Genomic DNA, 21,780 nt, shown 5'->3' with positions numbered 1-21,780 from the left:
GGCGGAGCGATCCGCCGGCCCTTTTCGTGTTCTCCAGCCACAAGTTGCGCCGCCCTGCTTTGCCTATTGGCTTGAACCTGTCTTAAGGTATGGTCTTGTGGTCGCGAGCAACACGAATGCAGGGGATCGTGTGAGCGAAGAGCCGCGGATTGCCGTGATCATGGCGCTCGACGTGGTGGGCTTTTCCAAGTCCATGCACGCCGACCTAGAGGGGACGGTGACGCACGTCACCGGCCTGCGCGACGGCTTGTGGGCCGAGACCATGGCCGCCCACGGCGGGCGCATCTTCAAGCACACCGGCGACGGGTTCCTTGCGCGGTTTCCCGGCGCGCGGTCGGCATTCGCTGCGGCGGTGGAACTGCTCCATGGCAATACCGACGAGAAATTCCCGGTGCGGATCGGGATTCACCTCGGCGACGTGTTCGAGAAGCACGACGACCTCTATGGCGATGCGGTCAACATCGCCTGCCGGATCGAATCGGTCGCGCCGACCAATTCAGTCTGCGTTTCCGAACGGGTGTGGCTCGATCTCGACAATCGCGATTCGGACTTCGTGCCGCTGCGCAAGATCAAGCTCAAGAACATCTCGACCGACATCAAGATCTACCAGTTCCAGCCTTCGCAGACGAAGTTCGCCTACTGGATGTCGCGCGCGAAGCGGAAGATGTCGGTCCCCGCGATCGTCCTGACGCTCACCGCGCTGCTGGCGGTGGGAGCGGTCGCGACATCGCTCTACCGGCCCGAGCCGGTCCAGGAGGTGACGACCAAGGACCGCCTCGTCCAGCTCGTCGACACGCTGCCGTGTTCGTGGTTGCGGGTGTCCGACGTCGAGCAATCGGGGACACGGCAGAACGTAGTGCTCAAAGGGTATTCGCAGCTCGAAACCGATCGGCTTCGCCGTCTGATCGAGTCCCGGATCGACCCGGACGGCCAGCGCGATCTCCAGCTCGATCTCGGCGGGACGTCGCGGCCGCCGGCATACGCGTGCTCCTTCCTCGAGACCGCCAACCGGTTTCGCTACAAAGGCCTGGCGCGGGTCGCGCTCCTAAGCGTGGAGGAGGCCGACGAATTCGACACCTCGCTTACCTTCAAGTCCGGCATCGACCTGACCACAGTGATGCAGAATTCCGAGTTCGGCGAATATGTGATGCTGATCGAGGTGTTCGGCAACGACTTCAGCAAGGCGGCCGAGTTCTTCACCATCGAACCCGACGGGTCGGTGAAGGCTCTCGGCAATCTGCACCAGATGGCCGAACTGCTCCAGGTGAACGAGCTGTCGAACAAGGAGAAGCTCGTCCTCGCCTGGCCCGCGTCGACCCGCGAAAACCTCCTCTTCATCATCGATTCAAAGAAGCCTTTCGACGCGGGGGCCGTCGAGAGAACCGTCGACAAGGACTGGACCCAGTTCAACAAGATGGCGCAGGACAACGGGTTCTCGATCGAGATGGCGATCGTTCCCGAGGCGAAGCCGATACCGCAGCCGGCAAGCCAGACCTGACCTGCGGCAGCGCGGTCCAGTTCGTCAGATCTCGGTCCTGCTGACCGCGTGTCCCGCACTCTCGAGCGCGGTCGCGAGGTCCTCTACGCATCGCGCAAGGAGCGCCCGGTCGGTGGAGCGGACAACGAAGTTCGCGCCCACCCGCCCTTCGCGGAAGAAAGGGTAGCTGCCGATCTGGATGCCACCCTCTTCCTCCGCGTAGTCTTTCTCGACCTGCCGGAGGATGTCGGCCACCTCGCTCTCCGCGGTCCAGCAGCCGATCGTTTCGGTGATGAGCGGCGCGCCGCCCTCGAGCGTGCCGGTCAGCGCGTCGAGCATGCCGGCGGTGATGTGGGGAACGCCCGCCATCAGGAACAGGTTGCCGATACGGATCCCCGGTGCCCCGGACATGCGGTTGGGAATCAGTTCAGCCCCCTCGGGCGTGCGCGCCATGCGCAGCCGGGCCTCGGTCAGCGGTTGGCCACGCCCGGTATAGTACCTCTCGAGCATTGCCCGCGCCTCGGGATGGACGATGACCGGAACGCCGAGCGCGCGCGCCACCGCGTCGACCGTGATGTCGTCGTGCGTCGGGCCGATCCCGCCAGTGGTGAAGAGGTAGTCGTTGCGGGCGCGCAGGGCGTCGACCGCTTCGACGATCCGGTCCTCGACATCCGGGACAACGCGGACCTCGGCAAGGCGAATGCCCTGCACCTGAAGCCAGCTTGCGACCTGCGCGATGTTCCTGTCGTGCGTGCGGCCCGAGAGAATCTCGTCGCCGATGACTACGAGTGCGGCGGTCCAGATGCGATCGGAAGCGGGCATGGACATGCGTTAGGCGAGTGCTCTTGCGGACGGAAGCCGCCTATTCGGCTGCTTCGAGTTCCCTTTGTTCGTCTTTCGCCTCCTCGCCGGCCTTGTGAAACCGGAGCAGGCCGTCGTCGACCGGGTTTTCCGCCATGTACCGTCGGTCGTGCAGATAGTCGTGGTTCAGGCGCCAGGGATCGCTGCTGGAGCTTTTCGGCAGCATGTTCCCCGAGCGCTGGACATATCCCGCGTTCAGGTCGAACGCCTGGACCACGTCGGGTTCGGCCCCTTCAGGGATGGTCGGCACGGCAATTGCTGCACCCAGTTCGGTCATCCTGTTGAGCACGCGGCAGGTGTACCTCGAGACGAGGTCGAAGCGGAGAGTCGAGCCCGCATTCGTGTAAGGCACCGGAAGCACCAGGTTCGGCACGCCCGAGAGCATCGCGTTCTTGTAGAACCAGTGTTCGCTCGGGACGACCGGGTTGCCGTCGACGCGCAGTTCGACCTTTCCCCCCATGGCGAGACGTAGTCCGGTCGCCTTGACGATGATGTCGGCGGGCACGGTCCGACCGTCGGTCATCACAATGCCGCGGCTCGCAAACCGCTCGATCGTGCCGTTGACGATCTCGACGCTGCCGTCCTTGATCCGCTCGAAAAGATCGGCGTCGGGGACGAAACACATCCGCTGGTCCCACGGTGCGTACGGCGGCGTGAAGTCCTCGGGCCGGTAGTGCTCGCCCAGGTGCTTGCGGGCGTCGCGCTCGATGCGCGCACGCACCTTTTCCGGTTCCCTGCGCGCGGTCTTGTACATCTTGTCGCCAACCCGGATGTGCATCCAGCGGGTGATCTTGAGAGCGAGCCGGAGGGGAAGGAACCGGCGAAGCAGGCGGCCGATCGGGTCCTCGGCCGGGATCGAGCGCACATATGTGGGCGTACGCTGGATCATCGTCACCTTGGCGGCGGCGTCCGCCATGTTGGGAACGATAGTAACTGCCGTGGCGCCTGAGCCGATCACAGCGACGCGCTTGCCCGTGTAGTCGAGGCCCTCGGGCCAGTGCTGGGGGTGCACGACAGGGCCATCGAAGGCGTCCTCTCCTTCGAAATCCGGCACATGGGGATCATCATAGTCGTAGTAACCGGCCGCGAGATATAGGAAATTCGCGGTGATGGCCTGCCAGCCGCTCTCGTCTTCGAGCTCGACGGTCCAGCAACCCGCAGCCGTGTCGAAGGCGGCCGAAAGGACTTTGGTGTTGTAGCGGATGTGCTCCGCGACGCCGTACTTGCCGGCCACCTCCTCGAGGTAGTGCTGGATACGCTCGGCCCGGGCGAGGGTCTCGGTGCCGGTCCACGGCTCGAATTCGTAGCTGAGCGAGTGCATGTCGCTGTCGGACCGGATGCCGGGATACCGGAACAGGTCCCACGTTCCGCCCAGCTTCGCCCGCCTTTCGACGACCGCGTAGGTGCGCTGCTGGCACTCCATGCCAAGGCGCGCCGCCATGCCGATGCCGGAAATACCGGCACCGACGATCAACACGTCGACATCGCATCCTGACTGGCTCATCGCCCACTCTCTCCCGCGCGGGAGACGAACGTAGGCGAGAAACGTTGCCGGATGCAACTGTCCCGGGTCGTCAGCCGCCTTTCCTGCTCTCCCGCGCGGCTTCGGCCACCCCGGCGGGCCAGGTCACCTGCGTCTGCGTTTGTGGATTGAACACGCTCCCTTCGAACTCGGCGGATTCGGCCGCCCGGATTTCCTCTACGGTCAGGAACTCGCTCGGGGTCAGGGCGAAGACATCGAGTCCGCGGCTGATCTCGGTGGCGTATATGCGCCCCTTGTACCAGTAGGCCGACCAGTAGCCGCCGGTGACCAGCTGATCCTTGTCGATCGGTCCGCGGTCGAAATAGGCGATCTCGTGGACGTTCGCGGGATCGGTGAAGTCGATCACGCTGACTCCGCCCTGATACCAGGCTTGGACGAACAGGTCGCGGCCCGGAACCGGGATGATCGACCCATTGTGCGCGACGCAGTTCTCCTTGTCGCTCTGCGGCGCGGGCAGCTTGTAATGGCCCCGGGGGACGAGCTTGCTGTTCTCGATCCCGTAGAAGGCATCGGCCCCCCAGTTGGTCGGGTCGCCGGCCTGGCAACGAGGACGCCCGCCGCCGCCCCATTCGTCGGTGAACAGCACCTTGGTGCCGTCATTGTTGAAGGTCGCTGAGTGCCAGTAGGCAAAGCCCTTGTCGGTGACGTCGTCGATCCGCTTCGGCTTGAGCGGGTCGGAAACGTCGAGGATGATGCCGTTGCCCGAGCAGGCCCCCGCGGCCAGGTTCTTGGCCGGAAACACGGTAATGTCGTGGCACTGGTTGGTATCGGACGTCTCCTGGGTCCCGTCGCCGTGGTCGCCGCCGCGCCAGAGGCCAGCGATCTGGCCGTTGGCGGCGAACACGCGCGGCCGGTCGACGATACGGCCCTTGTCCGGGTTTGCGACCGGTATTTCGATGACGTCGATCGAGAACAGGGCAGTACGATCGTCGCCCTGCGTGTCAATGCAGCCGGCGAGTTCCTTCTCGTCGCGCACGTAGCTCGTGCCCGAGTTGTAGACGACGATCCGCTCCGCGTCGGCGGAAACCACCGAGTGGGTGTGGCTGCCCCGGCAGGTCTGCACCTGCCCGACCTGACGCGGCCGGGAGAGGTCGGAGATGTCGAAGATGCGCAGCCCGCGGAACCGTTCCCCGCTGATCTTTTCGCTGACCCCTTCGAGACCGCAGTCGACTCGCGCCCGGCTATCCTGGACGCTCATGAGGAGAAGATTGCCGACCACCGAAACGTCGCCCTGCCCGCCGGGACATACCGTGGAGCTGACGAGATCGGGAACTCCGTCCTCGCCGAGGCGGTAGATGTTGAACCCGTGATAGCTGCCGGCGAACAGCAGGTCGTCCTTAAACGCCATGTCGGTCGCGGCGAAGTCGAGCAGCGAACCCCGCTCGGCGAACTTGGGCTTCGTTTCCTTTCCGGCGTCCTTCGCGTCGCGGCCCTTCGGTCTCCTTGTTTCCGCGGCGTCCTTTTTCGGAATCTTGGGCTGGAGCTGGGCCGGGTTGGCGGGATCGAAGAACCCGGCCGGCTTGGGCAGCGCGGCGACCTTGCGCATGTTGAGGATAGCCTCGCCCGCGTCGCGGAAGCCCGCGGCGAGCGTTGCCCGTGGGTCCTGCGACAGCCCCGCGGCGACCGCGTTCATCCGGTCGATCTCAGCCTTCTGGTCGGTCACCACCTCATTCGTGAACTCGAACATCACCGGGTCGTAGGCGGTGCCGGGCTGTTTGTGCAGCGCGCCGACCATGTCGACCGCGCCGCGATGGTGGGCGATCATCATCTGCAGGAACAGGCGATCGAACGCGGTTCCCTCGGCTGCGGCGAGTGCGGCCATCTGTTCGGGGCTGGCCATCCCCTTCATCGCGTGATGGTCGTGGCCGGCGTGGCCCATGCCCGGCGTCGAGACTTCCTCGTTGCGGTCGGCCAGCCAGCCGGTCATGAACTTCATTTCGTCCGCCTGTCCCGCCGCGATCCGGTCGGCGGTCTTGAGGACCGCAGGATTGCTGGTCCGCTGGCGGGCGAGCGCGGCCATCTCGACCGCCTGCTCGTGGTGCACGATCATCGCCTGCATGAACGCCACGTCGCCGGGCGCATAGCTCGTCCTGGCGAGCTTCGTCGCCTCGTCGGCAGTCAGTACGCGGCTGGCCTCACCCGGCGCGCCGGGCTGCACGATCGGCGGGGCGGCCAGGGCGGCCGCCGAGAGCGACAAGGCCGCGCCTCCCAGGAGGATGGCACGTGAGGTGAGGCGACCCGGCGTAATCATCGAACAGCTCTCCGCAATGAACGCGGCGCTTGTCGTTCGTGGTCTATCTCAGGTCAAGCAGGTTCGATCCCCGTCCGCGGGGACGCATCTAGCTCGCACGGACGTGCCTGAGGAAGCCATCGACCTGGCTGCGGAGATTCGCGGCCTGCCCCTTGAGATCGCTCGCCGAGCTCAGCACCTGGCTCGCCGTGGCTCCGGTCGCGAGCGCGGTCTCACGCACCTGGACTACATTGGCCGTGACGTCGCCGGAGCTGCGGGCGGCAGTGTCGATATTGCGGGCAAGTTCCTGCCCGGCGACCGATTGCTGATCCACTGCCGATGCGATCGATACGGCGGTCGCCTCGAGTTGCTGGACCTGCTCCGAGATCGCTTTCAGTGCGCCCACGCTCGCGCCGGTCGATTCCTGCATCGCGCGGATCTGCGCGGCGACTTCATCGGTCGCCTTGCTGGTCTGCGCAGCGAGTTCCTTTACCTCGCTTGCAACGACCGCGAATCCGCGTCCCGCCTCGCCGCTGCGGGCCGCCTCGATCGAGGCGTTGAGGGCGAGCAGGTTCGTGCGCCGTGCGATCGAGCTGATCAGTTCGACGATCTCACCAATCTCGTCGGCGGACATCGCCAGGGCCTTGACCGTCGTGTCGGCCTGCTCGGCTGCAGTGGTCGCCTCGCGCGCGAGCCCGGCGGAGTGCGCGGCCTGGCGGCTGATCTCGCCGATCGACATCGCGAACTCGTCGCTTGCGGCGGCGGCGGCAGCGACCCCCGCCGAGGCATCGTTCATCGCCCGGGACACGGCATCGACCTGGCTGGCGGACTGGTCGGCAGCCGCAGCCATCGAACTCGCCGCGTGTTCGAGCTGGTCCGCCGCGGCGGCGACCGCGCCCATGACTTGGCCGACTTCACGCTCGAAGTTGCCTGCCAGCTGCAGCAGCAGGCGCTGCTGTTCGGCGCCGGTGATCTTGCGCTGCTCGAACATCTCGTCGAGCTTGTAGCCGGACCGCACGAATACCTCGAACGCGCGCGCCATCTCCCCGATCTCGTCCGCGCGGTGGAGATTATGCAGCGTGAACGAGCGATCGCCCTTGCCGAGGCGAACCATGTCGCCCGACAGCTTGCGCAGCGGCATTGCGGTATCCTTGATGATCCTGCGCAGCGCGATGCCGCCGAGCCCGATTCCCAGCAGCCAGCCGAACACGATCAGCGTGGTTGCCGCATCGACCGAAAGCAGGCCGCGGAACGCCGCGACGGCCTCTAGCGCGGTGACGGTCAGCCCGAACAGCAGTCCGCCGACGAGCAGGGCCAGCTTGCGCGCCAGCGGCAGGTCGTTGAACCAGCGTGCGGCGATCCAGCGGTGGCCCGCTTCTGCGATCGTGCTCTCGCCAAGGGTGGTGGCGGCGATTTCCTCGTTGAGGTCGGACGCCTCGATTGCCGTGATTGCGTTCATGCTGCCCTCGTGCCTCCGCGGTGCTTGGGCACCACGGGTTCCTTCAGCCGCGCCGACAGTTCGGCGGCCGGCATTGCCTTGTAATAGAGCCAGCCCTGCAGCTGATCGCACCCGGCGGCGCGGACCAGATCGGCCTGTTCTTCGGTTTCGACGCCCTCTGCGGTCACGTCCATGTTCATTGCGCGCGCGACCGAGATGCTCGACAGCATCATCGCGCGGCTTCCGTTGTCCCGCTGCGCCTCTTCGACCAGCGTCCGGTCCAGCTTGAGCTTCTCGAAGCGGAATTGCCGCAGGAAGCCGATCGAGGCGTAGCCCGTGCCGAAATCGTCAAGCGCGATGTTGACCCCGAACTTGCGAATGAGGTCGAGGCTGCGCTCGGCAACGACCGGGTCGAGCACGAGACAGGTCTCTGTAATCTCGAGCTCGAGTCGCTCTGGGGGAAAGCCGGTATCGTCGAGTATCTGCCCGAGATGGATCGGAAACTCGGGGTTTCGCAACTGGGCGGCCGATACGTTGACCGAGAGCTTGATCGGGTCCCAAGCCAGCGCCTCGCGGCACGCCCGGTCGAGGACCCATAGCCCGATGGCGTTGATAAGGCCCGATTCCTCGGCGACAGGGATGAAGACATTGGGTCCGATGCGCTTGCCGTCGGGCCGCTCCCAGCGGATCAGCGATTCGACCGCGACGATCGCACCTGTGCGCGCATCGACGAGCGGCTGGTAAGCTACCTGGAACTCGCCTCTGGCCAGCGCCACGCGCAGTTCCCCGTCGAGCAGGTGGGCGGCCTCGCGGCTCTGGTCGAAATCGTCGCGAAACCACGTGCAGCGCATCTTGCCCCCGCGCTTGGACGCGTACATCGCCACGTCGGCGCGGCGCAGCAACTCGGACGAACCAATTCCGTCACTGCCAGCCGTCCTCGACAAGCCGATGCTGGCGCCGATCGGGATGCGCCGGTCCTCGATCGGGATGGGCGAACCCATCCGCTCGATCACGGTACGGCAGATTCCTTCAAGGATCGTGCCCGCCAGGGCCCCTGTCTTGAGGATTGCGAATTCGTCGCCGCCAAGGCGGTAGGGGCGCGCTTCGGGTCCGCAGATATCGAGCAGGACCTGGGCGCATTCGCGCAGCACCTGGTCCCCGACGACGTGGCCGTAGTGATCGTTGACAAGCTTGAACCCGTCAAGGTCGATGAGCGCGACGGCGATTTCCTCGCCGGGTTTCGCGCAGCGGGCGGCGTCCTCGTGCAAGGCCCGGCGATTCGGCAAGCCGCTCAGGCTGTCGGTGCGGCTGAGTCCCTCGAGGCGCTGGATCTGCTGCAGCCCGTATCGCCCGAGCACCGCCACCACCGTGGCATAGCAGACCACACCCAAGGCAATGATCGTGATGCCCGAAAACTGGGACAGGCGCGCGCCCGCGGCGAAAAGCGCCGTGAACGCACCGAAAAGCCCCGACAGGATGGCCAACGGTCCGAAGACGAGCGCCTTCGACCCGATTGTCTCTCTTGCGACCCCCGAAATCACGCGGTTCCCCTCCTCGCGCGGCGCACTGCGCCGGCCGAGGCGATAGAACGCACTACCTAAGGAAGCGTTAAATCGTTGTTTACCGAGCATTTCAGCGCGCTACCGCAGTGCGCGGCTCGACGGATCGCGGGGTCCTGCGATAGAGTCCGCTGGTGTCGCATGCGGGAACGAATGCGTCGGAATGACCCTTTGCCGATTCCCCCGCGCCGATCATCAGCCAGCCGTCGACCGCCACAGCTTCGGCAAGGCGATCGAACGCGCGGCCGCGGTAGACGAGGTCGAAATAGAGCAGGACGTTGCGGCACAGGACAAGGTCGAAGCGGCCCGGCTCGGGCGGAGCGTCGAGCACGTTGCGGCGTTCGAATCGCATCCGGCGCGCGAGCTCGGGACGCGGCCTCCATCCCTGTTCGCTTTCGTCGAACCAGCGCAGCATCTGGGTGACCCCGAGACCGCGCTGGATCTCGAACTGCGTGTAGCAGCCGCGCCGCGCCGCCTCGATCGCCTTGCCCGATATGTCGGTCCCCAGAATGTCGATCCGCCAGCCGTCCCATGTCTTGGGGTCGTCGGCAAAGAGGATGGCGAGCGATAGCGCCTCCTGTCCGCTCGAGCATCCGCCTGACCAGATCGTCAGGCGCCGGGTCGCCGCACGCTTCGCCGCGAGATCGGGAAGGACCTCTTTCGCGAGGAGGTCGAACATCAGGCGATCGCGGAAGAAGTAGGTCTCGTTGTTGAGCAGGGCCTCGACCACGTCCTGGGCCAGTCCCTCCTCGCGCGGATCGGCGAGCAGGCAGACGAGCTGGTCGAGATTCGAGATGCCGCGCTCGCGAAAGAGCCCCGCGAGCGCGGTCTGGATGCGCCAGCGGCGATTCTCGGCGAGCTGCTGTCCGGTCCGCGAGAAGAGCAGGTCCGCGACGATGCGCTGGGATATCTCGCTCATGCCCGGACCGTCCGCGCGGTGCGTGCCGGGCCGCGATCGTCGGTCGTGGCGAGGGCCGCGAGTTTCTTGGCCAGAGCTTCCGGATCGCCCACCAGCGTCGTCAGGCCCGCTTCGACCACGGCGCGCGGCATTCCCCAGACTGCCGACGTCGCAGCGTCCTGTGCCAGCAGCGTGCCCCCCGCGTTAACCAGCCGTTCGGCACCGACCGCGCCGTCGCGTCCCATGCCCGAAAGGACGACGCCGAGCGCGCGACCCCCCGTGGCGTCGGCGAGGGTCTCGAACAACGGATCGACTGACGGCGTGCAGCCGCTCGGAACGGCGTGGTGCGCAACACCCGTCACCAGTCGCCCGTTCGTTCGCCGTACGACCATGTGCCCCGCTCCGGGCGCGACGAGGATTTCGCCCGGTTCCAGCGGTGTTCCGCAGTCGGCTACCGAGGCTGGACGACCCGAGGCGGTCGCGAGCTGGCGGGCGAGGGTGGTCATGAAGCTTGCCGGAAGGTGCTGGACTACCAGGATCGGCAGCGTGAAACTGCGGGGCAGCGCGCCGAGCAGCAGGCAGAGCGCATGGATACCGCCTGTCGACGCGCCGATCGCAAGCGCGAGGGGGTCTCCGCTTGCCGGTATGGCGCGAGCCGCGGTGGGCGCCGCCCGGTGTGCGCCGCCGGCGCTCGGGCCGATCCCCGACGGCGCGAGCGCCCGGATCTTGTTGACGAGCGTCCTCGCGTAGGCGGCATCGAACTCGCCTGAGCGCGGTTTGAGCAGCGTATCGGCCGCGCCGATCGCGAGCGCCGAAAGGGTGGCCTGCGCACCGCGTTCGGTCAGTGACGAGACGACGAGGACCTTGGCGTCGCGGGCGAGTTCGAGAATACGGGGAAGCGCGCCCATACCGCCGATCCCGGGCATTTCGAGGTCGAGCAGGACGACGTCGACCGGGGTTTCGGCGAGGCGCTGGATCGCCATTTCCCCGGTGGTGGCCTTGGCCACGATTTCGAAGTCGGGTTCGCCCTCAACGATGCGCGAGAGGACGGTCCGCGCGACAAGCGAGTCGTCGACGACCATGACGCGCACGGTCTGGCGTCGGTCGCGTGGCGCGGTTGACGCTCCGGCGGTGGTGGCACCCCGGTTCATACGGGAACTCAGGAAAAGCCGACAAGCTGGAGCTTGATCTGCAGCGTCTCGTGGTCGAACGGCTTCATCACGTACTCGTCCGCACCCGCGCTGATCGCCTCTCGAATGTGGGCGACGTCGTTTTCGGTGGTGCAGAAGACGACCTTGGGCTTGTTGCCGCCATCGCGCTGCCGGAGCTGGACGATGAACTCGATCCCGCTCATGACCGGCATGTTCCAGTCGAGCAGGATTACATCGGGCATCAACTGGGCGCACCTCTCCAGTCCCTCGCGCCCGTTTTCCGCTTCGTCGACCGTGAAATCGAGCGATTCCAGGATGTGTCGGGATACCTTGCGGATCACCCGCGAATCATCGACGACGAGGCAGTGTTTCATGGGTTGGTGCGATCCGTTCATGTTTTCATGGGTCTCCTAGGACCCGCAGGTAAGAATCTCGTTAAGCCGCCCTTGCGTGAGGCCCCGCGAGGAGGGCAGAGAGCGAGAGCAGCAGTGCCGGACCGCGAGAGGTCTCGATCAGGCCTTCGCCCACGCGCTGCCACCGGGGTCCGGCTTCCCCGGGGACGGGCACGGGTCCGGCAACCAGTTCGGCAACGTCGTCGACGGCATCAACGACCAGAGCATAGCGGTGCCCCTCGTGGTCGACGATGGCGGCCCGAGCGCCCGGTTCGGGCTTCGCCGGCGGGGCGAGACCGATTGCAGCCGCCGCGTCGATGACGGTGAGCGTTATCGACCGTAGCGCACTGAGGCCCCTTACGTATCCGGGAGCGCTCGGGATCGCCGTCACGTGATCGATCTCGACGACCGAAAAGACGTCGGCCGTGCGGAGGGCCACTTGCCGCCCGGCAAGGCTCAGGACAAGAACGAGGTCGCTCATGCCGCCCTCCCGGTGCGCAGCGCCGCAAGCCGCGCGAGTAGGCCCGCCCGGTCGTAGCGGTAGAGAAGCGGACCGTCGGGCGAGGTCGCTTCCGGATCGGCGCTGAGCGTGATCAGGCTGTCTGCAGGGTGATCGGTGAAGGGGTCGTCCGCGGACGCGATCGCGACGTCCACCGCGCCCGCGTAGCTTTCGTCGACGACGGCATAGCCCGCGCTTTCGACCAGCGGCGCCAGGATGGAGCGAGCCCACGGATCGCCTGCGGGGATGCGGCAGGTCATTCGGCGGGCCTCGCGCGCCGGGGCGGCATGCGCGGCGAACAGCCAGTGTCCGTCGAGCAATTCTGCCGGTTCACCGTCGATCAGGACGGTCCCCTCGACCGGTCCCGCCCGCCCGCTGGGCACGATCTCCTCGGGCAGGTCGACGGTATCGATGACGCGCGCGAAAACATAGGCGATCTCGCTCTGTCCGTCGCCGAGACGGAGGAGCGAAACCTGGCCATCGGGAAGGGTGCTTTCCCCGATGCCGGCGAGGGTCAGGATGCGGTCGCCGATCACGACCTGTGGCCGCTCGCCACCGAGATCGACGGCCCCGGCCGGCACGCGCTCGAACCGCCTGACGAGCGACAGGCGCACGGCCCGTCGGCGACCGTCGAGACCGACGAACAGCATGGCCTTGACGCACGCGCGCACCGCCTCTGCAAGTTCCTCGCTGGCCGCCGACCGGATCCGTCCGCGCACGTCGCCGACGAGACCGGACTTTCGCGAGATGCCGGCGATGTCGAGCATCAGGACCGGCTTGCCGTCGTCGAGAAGCGTGCTGCCCGCATACAAACCCGATGCCATGACCGCAGGGGCAAGCGGTTTGATCACGAGTTCCTGGTGGTCGAGCACCCGGTCGCACGCGATCGCGAAGAGGTCGCCCCCGGCGAGGCGAATGAGGACCAGCGTCGCAGCCTGCGGATCGCATTCACCCCCCATGCCAAGCACCCCGGCCAGCGAAACACAGGCAATGCGCCTGTCGCGAACGGTGACGAGAGTGGCGTCCCCCGCGCGGGCGATCTCGATGTGGCCGGCGCGGCCGTGAACGATCTCCTCGACATAGGATTGCGGCAGCGCGAACAGCTCTCCGCCGGCGCTCACCGTCAGCGACGGCACGATGCTGAGCGTCAGCGGCAGGCTGAGCAGGATTCGGGTTCCTTCGCCCGGCGTGCTTGTGACCTCGATGGTGCCGCCCACCCGCTCGATGTTGGCGCGCACCGCGTCCATGCCCACGCCGCGGCCGGACACCGAAGTGACCTCGTCCGCGGTCGACAGGCCCGGTTCGAAGATCAGCGCGCGGCGCTCGTCATCGGACAGGCTCTCGCCCTCGGCCGCGGTGAGCACGCCCACGGCGACGGCCTTGGCGACCAGGCGTTCGCCGTCGATCCCACGGCCGTCGTCTGAAACGGCGAGCATGATCCGGTTCCCGCTCTGGCGCGCGGACACCAGGATCGTGCCGATTTCGCGCTTGCCAGCCGCGTGGCGCGCCGAGGGAAGTTCGATGCCGTGATCGATGGCATTGCGGATGATATGAGTAAGCGAATCGCGGATCATCTCGATCATCTCGCGATCGAGTTCGACCTCGCCCCCTTCGAGATCGACCATGACCTGCTTGCCGAGTTCGGCGGCGAGGTCGCGCACCAGCCGCGGGATCGCAGCGTAGAGGTGATCGATCCGCTGCATGCGCAGCCGCGTGACCGCCTGACGAACTTCGTCGAGAATCCCGTTCAACCGTTCGAACGGAGCGTAGATCGGCGAATCGCTGCCGGCCTCGCGCACTCGCAGGGCGAGGTGGTTGCGCGCCAGCACGAGGTCCGAGACGCTCGCCATGACGTCGTCGAGCAGGCTTACGGGAAGCCGGATGGTGCGCTGGGCACCGCCCGATCGCGCGGCGCGAGTATCGCACGGCTCGTATGCGGGGCCGTCATCCGTGTCCTCGCCGACCCGGAGGGCCGCTATAAGATGCTCGTCGGACCCTGCGGGCATCTCTGCCCCTGCCTCGATCGCATCGACCATCGCGCCTATACGGTCGACGATGCCCAGCACCGCCGTCACGAGACGCGGGGTTGCCGAACGCTGGCCGGCGCGCACCTCGGCCAAGGCGTCCTCGGCGGCGTGGCTGAGGGCCTCGAGCCGGGGAAAATCGAAGAAGCCGCAGTTACCCTTGACCGTGTGCACGAACCGGAAAATCGCATCGAGACGCGTGCGGTCGGACGGCGCGGCTTCCCAGGCGACCAGTTCGCCGCCGATCGCTTCCATCATCTCGCGTGTCTCGGCCAGGAATTCGGCCAGCAGGTCGTCCATCAATCGCCCCCGGGTGCCCCTCGCAACGGGCTATGGCGGACGATGGTTAACGATGGGTTTGCGCCGTCGGCTGTTTGTGGCGCCGCGCGGCATGCGGCATAGCATTGCAATGGCAGATTCCCGGCGCTGGCAGTTCTGGATCGATCGCGGCGGCACCTTCACCGATGTCGTCGCGCGCGATCCCGGTGGCCGGCTCGCATGCGCCAAGCTGCTGTCGGACGACCCGGCGCACTATTCCGACGCGGCGATCGAGGCGATGCGGCGGCTGACCGGCTGCCGCGACGGGTCGCTCCCGCCAGCGGACGTCCGGATCGGCACCACAATCGCGACCAACGCCCTGCTCGAGCGCAAGGGCCAGCCGGTGCTGCTGGTGGTCACGAAGGGCTTTGGCGACCTGCTGACGATCGGCACGCAGGAGCGGCCCGATATCTTCGCTCTCGGGATCGAGAAGCCCGAGCCGCTACCTGACCAGGTTCTCGAAATCGACGAGCGGGTAACGCACGAGGGCGAGGTGCTGCGCGAACTCGACCGCACGGGCGCGCTCGCGGGCTTGAAGGCCGCTCGCAAGCGAGGCTTCAGAGCCGTCGCCATCGCGCTGATGCACGGCTTTCGCCACCCCGCGCACGAGGAGGCGCTTGCCGGCCTCGCCGCCAAGGCCGGGTTCGAGGAAATTGCCGTCAGTCACCGGGTCTCGCCGCTCGCAAAGCTCGTCGCGCGGGCGGAGACGACCTGTGTCGATGCCTACCTGTCTCCGGTACTGCACCGATATGTAGACGGTTTCGCCTCGGCACTGGGAGAGGGCCACGACCCGCTGTTCATGCAGTCGAGCGGAGGGCTTGCGTCGGGCCGGGTGCTGCGGGGCAAGGACGCGGTCCTTTCCGGCCCGGCCGGTGGCATCGTCGGGATGGCGGAGACCGCCCGCGCTGCCGGCTTCGACCGCGTGATCGGGTTCGACATGGGGGGCACGTCCACCGATGTCTCGCTTTTCGCAGGTGCTTACGAACGCGACAGCGAGAACCGCGTGGCAAACGTCCGCATCCGCGCGCCGATGCTGCGGATCCACACCGTCGCGGCTGGCGGCGGTTCGATCTGCCGCTTCGACGGCGCGCGTTTCCTCGCCGGCCCCGAGAGCGCGGGCGCCCGGCCCGGGCCGGCATGCTACCGCCAGGGGGGACCGCTGACGGTCACCGATTGCAACCTCGTCCTTGGCAAGCTCCAGCCCGCGTTTTTCCCGGCGGTGTTCGGGCCGGGGGCAGACGAGGTGCTCGACACCGCCGCCGCCGAGGCCCGGATCGATGCGGTGCTGTCCGAAATCGAGACCGCGACCGGCCGGCGCATGTCTCGCCACGAAGCCGCGGAAGGTTTCCTTGCGGTCGCGGTCGCCCAGATGGCGCAGGCGATCCGCTCGATTTCGGTTGCCAGGGGACACGACGTGGCCGGATTCGCGCTTAACTGTTTCGGCGGGGCAGGCGGACAGCATGCGTGCCTCGTCGCCGATGCGCTGGGAATAGGGACCGTGCTGATCCATCCGCTTGGAGGCGTGCTTTCGGCCTATGGCATGGGTCTTGCCGACCGCCGCGCGGTTCGGGAGGAAACGCTCGGCGTGCCGCTCGAGGGCTGCGACGCGCTGATCGGCAAGGCTTTCGAGCGCGTCGCGGGCGAGGCGCGTGGCGCTCTGGCTGAACAGGGTGTCGATCCCGAGCGGACCGTGATCGAAAGCGAAGCGCACATTCGCCTCGCGGCGGGCGACAGCGCGATTCCCGTGCCGTTGGAAAAGGAGGCTGCAATGCGCCAGGCTTTCGCAGCTGCGCACCGTGCCCGATTCGGATACGCTGCCGATGCTCCCCTCGTGATCGACATGCTGCGGGTGGAGGCCGTCGTGCCTAGCGGGCACGCGCCCGGCGGCGATTGTTCGGTGCCGGACGATCGGGGCGAACCGGTGGCGGAGGTCGCCTGCACGATGGCGGGTGAAAAACGGGCTACACCGGTCTTCGAACGCGCCACGCTGGGGCGGGGCCAGACGATCGAGGGTCCCGCGCTGGTGGTCGACCCGGTCGCCACGCTGGTGGTCGAGCCCGGATGGTCGGCCGCACAAGCCGGGGACGGCATGCTCGTCCTGTCGCGTACCGGCGCGGCGGAGGGCGCTCTCCGGGGGACGGGCATCGACCCCGCCCGGCTGGAGATCTTTGGCGGCCTGTTCATGGGCATCGCGGAAGAGATGGGCGCCGCCCTCCAGCATTCGGCAAGCTCGGTCAACATTCGCGAGCGGTTGGATTTCTCCTGCGCGGTGTTCGACGCGACAGGCAGTCTCATCGCCAACGCTCCGCACATCCCCGTGCACCTGGGATCGATGGGCGACAGCGTGCGCACGGTGATCGACAATCGCGCCGGCACGATGCAGCCGGGGGATGCTTACGCGCTCAACGCGCCCTACGCAGGCGGCACGCACCTGCCCGACATCACCGTCATCGCACCTGTTTTCGTCGCTGAGGACGAAGCCCCCTCCTTTTTTGTCGCCGCGCGGGGCCACCACGCCGACGTCGGCGGGATTGCCCCGGGCTCGATGCCTTCGAACTCCACACGGATAGACGAGGAAGGCGTCGTTCTCGACGACGTCCTGCTTGTTCGCGGCGGACGCTTTCGCGCTGACGAGCTGAGACACCTGCTCGAAAGCGGGCCGCATCCGGCGCGTAGTCCTGACCAGAACATCGCCGACCTCGCCGCGCAGGTCGCCGCATGCAGGCGCGGGGCCGACAGGCTGCTTGAACTGGTAGCAGCGCACGGCAAGGCGACGGTCTCGGCCTACATGGGACATCTCCTCGATTTCGCGGAAGGGGCGGTGCGGACCCTGCTCGGGAGCCTCAAGGGGGGCGAACACGCGGTCGAGATGGACGATGGAGCGAAGGTTCGGGTCGCGGTGCGTGTCGACCCGCAGGCCGGCCGCGCGACGATCGACTTTGCCGGAACGAGCAGCCAGCACACCGGCAACTTCAACGCGCCGCGCCCCGTGGTGCGCGCGGCCTGTCTCTATGCGGTGCGAACCCTGCTCGACAGCGCGATACCGCTCAACGACGGGTTCCTGCGCCCGATCGAGCTGCGCATCCCAACGGGCTCGATGCTGTCGCCCGAGTGGCCGGCGGCAGTCGTCGCGGGCAATGTCGAGACCAGCCAGGCCATTACCGACGCGCTGCTCGGAGCGCTCGGCGCGCAGGCCGGATGCCAGGGGACGATGAACAATTTCACCTTCGGCGACGCGGCGCACCAGTATTACGAGACGATCGCAGGAGGATCGGGGGCGGGCCCCGGCTTCGACGGCGCGGACGCGGTACAGACCCACATGACCAACAGCCGCCTGACCGACCCCGAAGTCCTCGAAGCGCGGTTTCCCGTGCTGGTCGAGGAATTCTCGGTGCGCCGCGGGTCGGGCGGCTCCGGCAAGTGGCAAGGCGGCAACGGGGCCATCCGGCGCATCCGGTTTCGCGCGCCGATGCGCGCCAACATCCTGTCCAATCGCCGACGGGTGGCACCCTCCGGCCTCGAAGGCGGATTCGACGGCGCGGCGGGCATTAACCGCATCGAGCGCGCCGACGGGACTGCCGAGCCGCTCGGGGCGACCGCCTCGGTCGATCTCGCACGGGACGACGTGTTCGTGATCGAAACCCCTGGCGGCGGCGGATGGGGCCAAGCGTGACGCTCGACGAAGCCCGCGCCCGGTCCTTCGCGCAACTGACGCTGCCGAACCTCACGCGGCGCTGGCCCTTCAAGCTCGACCAGGTGCTCGCCGGCGCCGACGACCTGTTGACCCCGGCCGAACTGCACCCCGTATTCCACGGCAGCTTCGACTGGCACTCGTGCGTGCACGGGTACTGGCAGGTCCTGCGTCTCGCTCGGCTGTTTCCCGGGATGCCGGAAGCGCGGGACATCCAGGTGCTCGCCGACGCGATGCTCACGCCCCGCAAACTCGGGGGCGAGGAGGCCCGGTTCGATCGCGCCGACGGGCGCGGCGCCCATCGTCCCTACGGGTGGGCCTGGCTCCTCGCGCTTCACGACGAAGCGGACTGCCACGCTGCGCCGTGGGGCAGCGCGCTCGAGCCATTGGCGCGAAAGCTCGCTGCGATGCTGGACGAGTATTTCCGCCTGCTGACCTATCCCATCACGGCCGGCACGCATGCCAACAGCGCGTTCGCGATGCTTCTTGCGCTCGACTGGGCCGAAAGGCGCGACGGGGATCTCGCCGCCCGGATCCGCTCGCGCGCACTGGAATGGTTTGCCGGATCGACCGACTACCGGGGCTGGGAACCGGGGGGCGACGACTTCCTGTCCCCCGCGCTGACCGCTGCCCTCCTGATGAGCCGCGTGCTCGAGCGCGATGCCTTTGCCGCCTGGTTTGAGAACTTCCTGCCCAATGCCGATCACGATCAGCCGGCCCCGCTGTTCTTGCCGGTTCGGGTCTCGGACAGGACCGACGGCAAGATCGCTCACCTCGACGGGCTCAATCTGTCGCGTGCATGGTGCTGGCTGGGAATCGGCGCTGCGCTGGGCGAGCCGGGCCGGTTCGCGCATGTCGCCGGGCGCCACGTCGCCGCCAGCCTGCCGCACATCGGCGAGGATTACATGGGCTCGCACTGGCTCGCGAGCTTCGCCCTGCTGGCACTTACCGGCGGGACAGCATTCGCCAGGCGATGAAGGCGGCTAGCGCGCCGCCGATGAGGTTGGCCGCCAGCTCGCCGGTATAGATTGCGGCCGACCCCCACAGCGGGCGAAGCACCCATGCGGCGGGCAGCATGATGAGGAACACCCGCGCGAAACTCTGCCCCAGCGACCAGTTGGCCTTGCCGACCGCGTTGAGAGCGCCATTCGCGACGATCAGCAGCCCGAACCCGGCATAGCCCCAGGCGGCGATGCGGATGTAGCGGGCGAACTCGGCGATGACGCGCGGATCGTCGGTGAAGAACCCTGCGAACCAGTTGCCCGCTGCGAACAGGACAGCCGCCAGCGTCAGTCCGTAGACGACGCAGAATGCCCCCGCCTGGAGAAAGGCGCGGCGCGCGCGCTCGAACTGGCCCGCGCCCCAGTTCTGCCCCACGATCGCGCCGATCGATGCGGACAGCGCAAGCAGGGGAACGATCGCGAAGCTTTGCAGCCGCCCGGCCGCCCCGAAGCCCGCAACCGCTTCCTGCCCCTGGCTGGCGAGCAGCGCGGTGAGGACCGACAGGCCGATGGGGTTGATCGCGTTCGAGAACGAGGCTGGCGCGGCGACGCCGGCGATATCGCGAACGGCGTTGCCGAGCCGTGCTCTGCGGATCAGCGTTGGATCGAGCGGCAGATGCGTGCCGTGCACGAGCCATGCCGCCAGCAGAACCGCGCACAGGTAACCGATCGTCGTCGCCCACGCCGCTCCGGCGATGCCGAGCGCGGGCAACCCCAGGCCACCGGTTATCAGCAGCGGATCGAGCACCCAGTTCGCCGCCGCATAGGTGACGGCGACGGCGGACGTGCGCTTGGCCTCCCCCTGCGCGCGCAACACGCCGTTGAGCCCCATCTGCAGCAGCAGCACCGGCATCCCGAGTGCGAAAGGACCCATATAGCGCTCGATCAGCGGCAACAGGTCGGGGGGCGCCTGGAGCAGACGGAAGAGGGGTCCGGCAAGCAGCCAGAGCGCGAGGCCCATGAGGGTCCCCAGGGCCAGAGCGAATACGATCCCGACGTTCGCCTGCCGGGCCGCGCGCTCCATGTCGCCGGCGCCGATCGCCCTCGAGACGACCGAATTCACGCCGACCATCACCCCCACGCCGAGGCTGGCGAGCGCGATGGTGACGGGGAATATGAACGACATTGCCGCGAGCTCGTCGCTGCCGAGCTGGCCGACAAAGTAGGCGTCGACGAGCCCCACGGACATCAGCGCTGCGGAGGCGACGACCATCGGCAGGGTCTGGGTGACGAGGTGGCCGCGGATGCTTCCGCGCGTCAGTCGGGCCGCCTCGCTCATCGGGCGGGGCGGTAGCGTGGTACCGGTGCGCGGCCAAGCTGCTTGTGCGCTCCGGCAGACCCGTGCGATAGATAGCGAAACGCATACCCAAGGAGAGGCGCGCGATGGCCACCCAGCTCAAGCCCCGGATCGAGTGCAGCGATGCCGAGTGGGAGGCGCGGCTCGAACTCGCGGCCTGCTACCGGATCTTCGACCTGATGGGCTGGTCGGAATCGATCTACAACCACATCAGCCTGAAGGTGCCGGGCGAGGACCACGCGTTCCTGATCAATCCGTTCGGGCTGCTCTACGAGGAAGTGACGGCTTCCAATCTGGTCAAGATCGACATCGACGGCAACGTGCTTGCCGGCAATTACCCGGTGAACAAGGCCGGGTTCACCCAGCATGCCTATTTCCACCGCCATCTCGAATGGGCGCACGCGATTTGTCACACGCACACGACCGAAGGGATGGCGGTGTCGAGCCACAAGGACGGGCTCCTGCCGATCAGTTTTTACGCCTGCAACTTCCAGGGCCAGATCGGCTACCACGATTTCGAAGGCGTGACGGTGCGCGCGGAAGAGGGCGAGCGGCTGCTGGCGAACCTCGGCAAGAACCGCATTCTCATGCTCCGCAACCACGGCCCGGTCGTCCTCGGCCGGACGATCCGCGAGATGTTCGTAACCGCATGGGCGCTTCAGCGCGCGTGCGAGATCCAGATCGCCACCCTTAGCCAGGGCGAGCCGATCATGGTTCCGCAGGACGTGATCGGCGTGCACCAGCGCGATCTCGGGCAGGCGCAGGCCCCGGGCGGCCCCGGCTATGCCGATTTTGAGGCGTGGAAGCGCAAGGTCGACCGGATCGACCGCTCGTGGCGCGACTGATCCGATAGAATGCTGTGACCGCGCTTACCGTCAACGGGCGGCCAGTCCGCTTCGACCTCGATCCCGATACCCCGCTGCTCCACGCTCTGCGCGAAGCGGCGAATCTGACTGGCACCAAGTACGGGTGCGGGACCGGCGATTGCCACGCCTGCACGGTCATCGTCGACGGCGAGGCGCTGAGGAGCTGCCTCGTCACGATTGCCGAGGCCGAGGGGCGCTACGTCACCACGATCGAGGGCCTGAGCCGCGATCGCAGCCACCCGGTGCAGCAGGCGCTGGTGGCGGAAGCGGCGATCCAGTGCGGTTTCTGCACCCCCGGCATCGCGATGGCCGCGGCCGCGCTGTTGGCGAAGAACGCGAATCCCACCGAGGCGGAGATCAAGGCGGCGTTGCCGCACCTGTGCCGGTGCGGAGTGTACCCAAGGCTTGTCCGCGCGGTCGAGCGGGCGGGGCGGGTGGTCCGGCGCGCGGAGACGATCAACGCCGCCCCCGCGCCCGGGATCAGTGCAGAGGATGCCGCGCGCGCCGTCCCGGCCATGGACCCGGACGGCTGACG

General features: G+C 67.3%; 16 protein-coding genes. 5 read left to right on the top strand and 11 right to left on the bottom strand.

The window, feature by feature from the left end; all coding sequences use genetic code 11:
- The first annotated feature begins 130 nt into the window (after window positions 1-130).
- The gene (locus ACPV3N_RS11475) at window positions 131-1,498 is read left to right on the top strand and encodes an adenylate/guanylate cyclase domain-containing protein (RefSeq protein WP_440117879.1); all 1,368 of its coding nucleotides are present in this window, start codon (window positions 131-133) and stop codon (window positions 1,496-1,498) included.
- 24 nt (window positions 1,499-1,522) lie between these two features.
- Here the strand turns inward: ACPV3N_RS11475 and ACPV3N_RS11470 are convergent, their stop codons facing one another.
- The 10 genes from ACPV3N_RS11470 to ACPV3N_RS11425 form a co-directional block, all read right to left on the bottom strand.
- Entirely contained in the window at window positions 1,523-2,299 is a 777-nt protein-coding gene (locus ACPV3N_RS11470) for a competence/damage-inducible protein A (protein ID WP_440117877.1), read from the bottom strand.
- Window positions 2,300-2,339: 40 nt separating this feature from the next.
- Entirely contained in the window at window positions 2,340-3,842 is a 1,503-nt protein-coding gene (locus ACPV3N_RS11465; protein ID WP_440117875.1) for a flavin-containing monooxygenase, read from the bottom strand.
- A 70-nt stretch (window positions 3,843-3,912) separates the two neighbouring features.
- Window positions 3,913-6,132, bottom strand: a complete 2,220-nt coding sequence (locus ACPV3N_RS11460; protein WP_440117873.1) for a DUF305 domain-containing protein — start codon at window positions 6,130-6,132, stop codon at window positions 3,913-3,915.
- A gap of 88 nt (window positions 6,133-6,220) precedes the next feature.
- Window positions 6,221-7,570 carry a methyl-accepting chemotaxis protein gene (locus ACPV3N_RS11455; protein ID WP_440117871.1) on the bottom strand — a complete coding sequence of 450 codons (1,350 nt, stop codon included), beginning with the start codon at window positions 7,568-7,570 and terminating at the stop codon, window positions 6,221-6,223.
- A complete protein-coding gene (locus ACPV3N_RS11450) occupies window positions 7,567-9,090 on the bottom strand; it encodes a putative bifunctional diguanylate cyclase/phosphodiesterase (protein ID WP_440117869.1) in 1,524 nt (507 codons plus the stop codon). The genes ACPV3N_RS11455 and ACPV3N_RS11450 overlap by 4 nt, the downstream gene beginning before the upstream one ends.
- A 91-nt stretch (window positions 9,091-9,181) precedes the next feature.
- Complete coding sequence (locus ACPV3N_RS11445; protein ID WP_440117867.1) at window positions 9,182-10,027, bottom strand: CheR family methyltransferase; 846 nt, start codon at window positions 10,025-10,027, stop codon at window positions 9,182-9,184.
- Window positions 10,024-11,157: a chemotaxis-specific protein-glutamate methyltransferase CheB gene (gene cheB, locus ACPV3N_RS11440; RefSeq protein ID WP_440117865.1), complete on the bottom strand. Its 1,134-nt coding sequence runs from the start codon at window positions 11,155-11,157 to the stop codon at window positions 10,024-10,026. Before cheB ends, ACPV3N_RS11445 begins: the two co-directional genes overlap by 4 nt.
- An 8-nt stretch (window positions 11,158-11,165) precedes the next feature.
- Window positions 11,166-11,531: a response regulator gene (locus ACPV3N_RS11435; RefSeq protein ID WP_440117863.1), complete on the bottom strand. Its 366-nt coding sequence runs from the start codon at window positions 11,529-11,531 to the stop codon at window positions 11,166-11,168.
- Window positions 11,532-11,592: 61 nt separating this feature from the next.
- On the bottom strand, window positions 11,593-12,030 hold the full coding sequence (locus ACPV3N_RS11430; RefSeq protein WP_440117861.1) for a chemotaxis protein CheW: 438 nt from the start codon (window positions 12,028-12,030) through the stop codon (window positions 11,593-11,595).
- Entirely contained in the window at window positions 12,027-14,372 is a 2,346-nt protein-coding gene (locus tag ACPV3N_RS11425) for a chemotaxis protein CheA (protein ID WP_440117859.1), read from the bottom strand. The genes ACPV3N_RS11430 and ACPV3N_RS11425 overlap by 4 nt, the downstream gene beginning before the upstream one ends.
- 109 nt (window positions 14,373-14,481) lie before the next feature.
- Here ACPV3N_RS11425 and ACPV3N_RS11420 point away from each other — a divergent pair, with 109 nt between their 5' ends.
- Window positions 14,482-18,063: a hydantoinase B/oxoprolinase family protein gene (locus ACPV3N_RS11420; protein WP_440117857.1), complete on the top strand. Its 3,582-nt coding sequence runs from the start codon at window positions 14,482-14,484 to the stop codon at window positions 18,061-18,063.
- Window positions 18,048-19,058: a DUF2891 domain-containing protein gene (locus ACPV3N_RS11415; protein WP_440117855.1), complete on the top strand. Its 1,011-nt coding sequence runs from the start codon at window positions 18,048-18,050 to the stop codon at window positions 19,056-19,058. The genes ACPV3N_RS11420 and ACPV3N_RS11415 overlap by 16 nt, the downstream gene beginning before the upstream one ends.
- On the opposite strand, the gene ACPV3N_RS11410 is transcribed toward ACPV3N_RS11415, so the two are convergent.
- Window positions 19,027-20,361, bottom strand: a complete 1,335-nt coding sequence (locus ACPV3N_RS11410) for an MATE family efflux transporter (protein WP_440117853.1) — start codon at window positions 20,359-20,361, stop codon at window positions 19,027-19,029. The genes ACPV3N_RS11415 and ACPV3N_RS11410 overlap by 32 nt on opposite strands.
- Window positions 20,362-20,465: 104 nt before the next feature.
- On the opposite strand from ACPV3N_RS11410, the gene ACPV3N_RS11405 reads away from it, so the two are divergent.
- Complete coding sequence (locus ACPV3N_RS11405; RefSeq protein WP_440117851.1) at window positions 20,466-21,224, top strand: class II aldolase/adducin family protein; 759 nt, start codon at window positions 20,466-20,468, stop codon at window positions 21,222-21,224.
- Window positions 21,225-21,238: 14 nt separating this feature from the next.
- The gene (locus ACPV3N_RS11400) at window positions 21,239-21,778 is read left to right on the top strand and encodes a (2Fe-2S)-binding protein (RefSeq protein WP_440117849.1); all 540 of its coding nucleotides are present in this window, start codon (window positions 21,239-21,241) and stop codon (window positions 21,776-21,778) included.
- Window positions 21,779-21,780 lie beyond the last annotated feature (2 nt).

This window comes from Tsuneonella sediminis, assembly GCF_051912845.1.
GTDB classification, from domain to species: domain Bacteria; phylum Pseudomonadota; class Alphaproteobacteria; order Sphingomonadales; family Sphingomonadaceae; genus Tsuneonella; species Tsuneonella sediminis.
This window is presented reverse-complemented; position numbering and strand designations above follow the sequence as displayed.